The organism is Candidatus Albibeggiatoa sp. nov. BB20 (genome assembly GCA_016744725.1).
In the GTDB taxonomy this organism is placed as follows: Bacteria; Pseudomonadota; Gammaproteobacteria; order Beggiatoales; family Beggiatoaceae; genus Albibeggiatoa.
The window spans coordinates 1-4,680 of the sequence record JADGDW010000243.1; the positions used below are offsets into that span (position 1 = coordinate 1).

Here is a 4,680-nt window from a genome sequence, read left to right on the forward strand (position 1 = left end):
GTGATTAACAGTGGTCTGATTAGTAATATTACGATTGAAGCAGGAGCAACAGTGCAAGGTGGCTCAATCAGTGGCAGCAATACCAATCAGGGCACAATGCAAGATGTGACGATTACTGCTTATTCTGAAGTCACAGGAGGTAGTTTTGCAGGTGAAATTATCAATCATGGTACATTATTCGATGTGCAATTTACTGATGGAGCAACGATTTCTGGTGGTAAATTAGGTGGTATTATCCAAAGTGAAGGCGCGATTATCAACGTACAGATTCATCCTCATGCACGAATTATTGGCGGTAAAATGGGTGGCCTGATTCAAGGCACAAAATCAGAACCAGCCTATTTAGGTAATATTGAATTGCTTACAGGCTCAAAAATTGAAAATGTGCGGATCAGCCCGACAAGCAAATTACCTGATGATATTGAAATTGGTATAGGGGTCATTTTTCCTAAAAGTTATAAAAATCCAAATTTAGAAGATTTTGGTGTAGATGTAACGGAATTAGACAGTATTGATGAATATCAATTCAACGGTATTGAGCCTGCTGCCTTTGAGCTGTTTGAACCAGAACATATTGAGCAATTGCCATTGGAAGTGTTTGCAGAGTTTGAAGCCGAAGATATTGAACACTTACAGCCTGAAGCGGTAGAAGCGATTGAAGTAGAACAATTTGAATTACTGCCTGATGAAGCACTCGCGGGTTTGACTGCTGAAAATGTTGATGCTTTAAATGATGAAGTATTAGAAGCGATAACGCCAGAAAGGTTAGACGCGATAAAACCAGAGACTGTTAAGAAATCTAAAAAACCGGGAAAAATCTTTACCAAGTTGAAAAAAATTAAACCTAAAAAAGCCCGTAAATATTTGCCTGCTGATTGGGACATTGACGAAGATACAGGAGAATTGTCAGCCCCTGCGGGTACAAAATTAACTTACAAAGAGATTGAACTTAAAAAAACCGTTTCTAAACAAAAAGCCAGTTTACCTGAAATTGCCGATTTAGATTCTAGTTTTAGTTTGGGTGGAACGGGTGGTAAAACGGCACAAGAGCAACTGAATGAAGGTATACAACAAACACCTAATGTAAGTGATGTTGATCTTGACCAGTTTATTTTTACCCAGAATGAGTCTGGAATGTTGAATATTGTTGGGGAAGGTGATTATGAAGATGTCACGTTTGCCTTTTTACCGGGGGTCAATAATATCGAGCAAGCTCCTTTAGATACGCCTGTAGGCTTATCACAAGACGAAGGCGGTTTTTTCATTATGACCACACCTAATTTGCACAGTTTTTTCCTTACGCCATCAACCAATGATCCCGTTGGTTTAGTGGAAGTACTGAGCGGAGATGATGAAGAAATATTTGAAGAACCTGATGAAGAAACAGAAATCAAACAAACCTGCGACTATGATAAACAAGTGGTTAAATTCAATGAAGCAGGTGATGTCTTACTCAAATTAACCAATGATAATACTCGCCGCACTCGAGCATTTAAAACAGAGATATATGTTGTGGTTATTTTTGATGCGTTTGTAGAACCTGCACTAGAAGAATATTGTGATGATGAAACCTGTGATTGGCCACAAATGCCAGATATTTTGCAAAAAGGAATGCATCTTCCAGATAAATTACGCGCGAGACAACAAGCAAGAGTGATTTATCCTGATGGCTCATCACAACTGGTTTATCCAACAGTGCTAAAACCCCATGAATTTATTAATCTAATATCTAAGTTTGAGGGAATTGAAAAAGTTATTTATCAAGTTGATGGAAGCTTTAAAGCAGTTTACTTTGGCCAATCAATTTTGATTTATCCTACTTTTAATTCATATCTTACGCCGCTGGCACATGCTGAGACAAAAGTCCCACCATCTGTGAATTTAATCGGCAATGATGGGGAATTTAGTTATTCGATGCAAGATTGTTCACGTTTGGTTACCACTACACTTGTGATTGAATAACTCAATATCCTCAAGCCAAAGTATTCATCTCTATTTTTTGTTGGAGTTCAATGCTTTGGAGTGAAAATGGCTATCAAGCAAAACAACTGCCTTCAGGCAAATAAAAGCTAAAAATCAATACGACACTCATCATAAAATGTAATTCAATGGTATTTTTAATTGCAGGTATCAGTTGTTTAGGCTTATCAGCCGCTTGATATAAAACTTGAATCGCATTCTTAGCTTCAATCAGAGAAATAAACACAATCACCGTGGCCAAAGGAAAATAGCTTGTAAACGCCCCCATACCGACAATAATAAAACTTAAAGCAATCAAAGCCACATAAACAGATTGTGCGGCTGGGAATCCTAAGCGTACAACTAATGTATTTTTCCCTGCTTTTTTATCTGCTTCATAGTCTGGGAATTCATTAATATATAAAATTGCTGTCACCAAACACGCTAAAGGAATCGCAGCAATAATGGGTAATGTATCAAAGCTTTGTGTTTGTACATAATATGCGCCTAACACCGTCAAAATGCCAAAATTAAGCCCAACCAATAATTCCCCTATACCGCGACTGTGAAAAGCAAATGGTGGTGCTGAATAAAAATAAGCGGATAACACACCAACTAAGCCTATCCACAATAACCCCCAATCTGTTAACCACGCTAAAATCAACCCTATCAACATAGCAATACTTAATAAAATCAAACCAAAATAATAAGTTTGTTTCGGTGTTAGTATTTGATTTTGAATCATACGACTACCGCCCGCAAAAGGGGTCAAAGGGTCAATATTAAATTCATCAGCTTGATTAAGATGATCGAAATAATCATTCAACACATTGGTTGCCGCATGAAGTAAAACGCCTGCAAGCAACGACAAACCCAATAATACAGCTGAAAACATTTGATATTCGCGCCAAGCCAGCATTGTGCCTAATACAATCGGCAATATCATCACGGTAAAAAATTGTGGTCGCGTGGCTTGTACCCAAGTCAATAAACTGCGTTTCATACTCATATCCTATAGGCTGTCAAAATCAATTCATATCAATTATTCAATGATACCCGAGAGTGACAGTTTAGCGAATGTTTGACTGTTATAGTGAATTTCTTGTTATGTGTTAGGACTGGCAGTCCTTTAATATTTCAAATATCAAACACTTTCAAATTTGAGGACTGCCAGTCCTTGTATCACTTTAAAATAAAACGACTATAGCAATTTTGAAAAGTGCTAAAATCCACGCCTTTGCTAATCAAAAATAACACCGCTCTATGTTAAATAAGTTACTGAAGTCCACCGCAATTGTTGGTGGCGTGACAATGATTTCGCGCATTTTCGGCTTTATCCGAGATGTGGTGATTGCACATACTTTTGGAGCAGGTGTAGCGACAGATGCTTTTTTAGTGGCATTTAAAATTCCGAATTTTATGCGCCGTTTATTTGCAGAAGGTGCGTTTTCTCAAGCATTTACCCCCGTTTTAAGTGAATACAAAACTCAGCGAAATAAAGAAGAAGTGCATGATTTAGTCAATCATGTGGCAGGCAGCTTAGGCGGTTTGTTAGCGATTATCACTATTCTTGGAATATTATGTGCGCCGCTGCTAATTATCATTTTTGCCCCCGGCTTTATCAATCAACCTGATAAGTATCAGCTCACATCTGACATGTTGATGCTGACTTTTCCTTATTTATTTTTTATTGCTTTGACGGCTTTTGCGGGTAGTGTATTAAATACTTATGGGAAATTTGCCATCCCTGCATTCACGCCTGTTTTATTAAATATTTGCATGATTGGTGCAACTTTGTTTTTAGCCCCTTATTTTGAACAACCCGTGATGGCGTTAGCTTGGGGGGTATTGATTGCAGGTGTTGTACAGCTTTGTTTCCAAATTCCTTTTTTATACCGTTTAGGCTTAGTCCCTCGACCTAAGTTCAATTTAAAACATGAAGGTGTGGCACGGATTCATCGCTTAATGTTGCCTGCATTATTTGGGGTATCGGTTTCACAAATCAACTTATTATTCGATACTTTACTGGCTTCATTTCTCGTTACGGGCAGCGTATCATGGTTGTATTACTCAGATCGCTTAATGGAATTTCCAGTTGGTGTTTTCGGTTTAGCCTTGGCAACGGTGATTTTACCTAATTTATCCAAATTGGTAGCAGAAAATGATAATGAAGCTTTTGAAGCAACCTTAGATTGGGCTTTGCGCTGGGTATTTTTAATCGGCGTGCCTTGCACTTTTGGATTGGCTATCTTATCTGCTCCTACACTAACCACATTATTTTATGGCGGTGAGTTTACCGAACATGATATTGCACGTGCGTCACACAGTTTAATCGCGTATTCGGTTGGTTTGACGGGATTCGTCTTAATTAAAGTGCTGGCTTCTGGGTTTTATTCACGCCAAGATACCAAAACCCCAGTTAAAGTCGCTGTTGTATCAATGGTATCCAATATGGTGATGAATATGGCTTTTATTTATCATTTACAGCATGTTGGTTTAGCCTTGGCAACCTCCATCGCCGCCTTGATTAACGCCAGTTTGCTCTACTATTATTTACGTCAACAAAATGTATTTACGCCTTTGGATGGCTGGCGCAATTTTCTGCTTAGAATTTCAGCTTCTGCGATTTTAATGGCTACGATTTTGGCATGGGGCAGTGGTTCGCTAGAGCAATGGATTGCAATGTCGTTGTATGAACGTGTTACGCAGCTATTTCTATGG

At 38.4% G+C, this 4,680-nt stretch carries 3 protein-coding genes; 2 read left to right on the top strand and 1 reads right to left on the bottom strand.

What is annotated here, in order from left to right:
* Nucleotides 1-1,962: hypothetical protein (locus ABXH34_RS17910; protein ID WP_353573251.1), on the top strand; the 1,962-nt coding region annotated here is incomplete at its 5' end.
* Between the two features lie 73 nt (nucleotides 1,963-2,035).
* Here ABXH34_RS17910 and menA read toward each other — a convergent pair.
* A complete protein-coding gene (menA, locus tag ABXH34_RS17915; protein WP_353573252.1) occupies nucleotides 2,036-2,962 on the bottom strand; it encodes a 1,4-dihydroxy-2-naphthoate octaprenyltransferase in 927 nt (308 codons plus the stop codon).
* 260 nt (nucleotides 2,963-3,222) lie between these two features.
* Here menA and murJ point away from each other — a divergent pair.
* Nucleotides 3,223-4,680 (top strand): murein biosynthesis integral membrane protein MurJ (murJ, locus tag ABXH34_RS17920; RefSeq protein WP_353573253.1); only part of this gene is annotated, 1,458 nt, incomplete at its 3' end.

Bases quoted from the DNA above. Each gene is read 5' to 3' on its own strand.
- menA (WP_353573252.1), bottom strand. From the start codon at position 2,962: ATGAAACGCAGTTTATTGACTTGGGTACAAGCCACGCGACCACAATTT.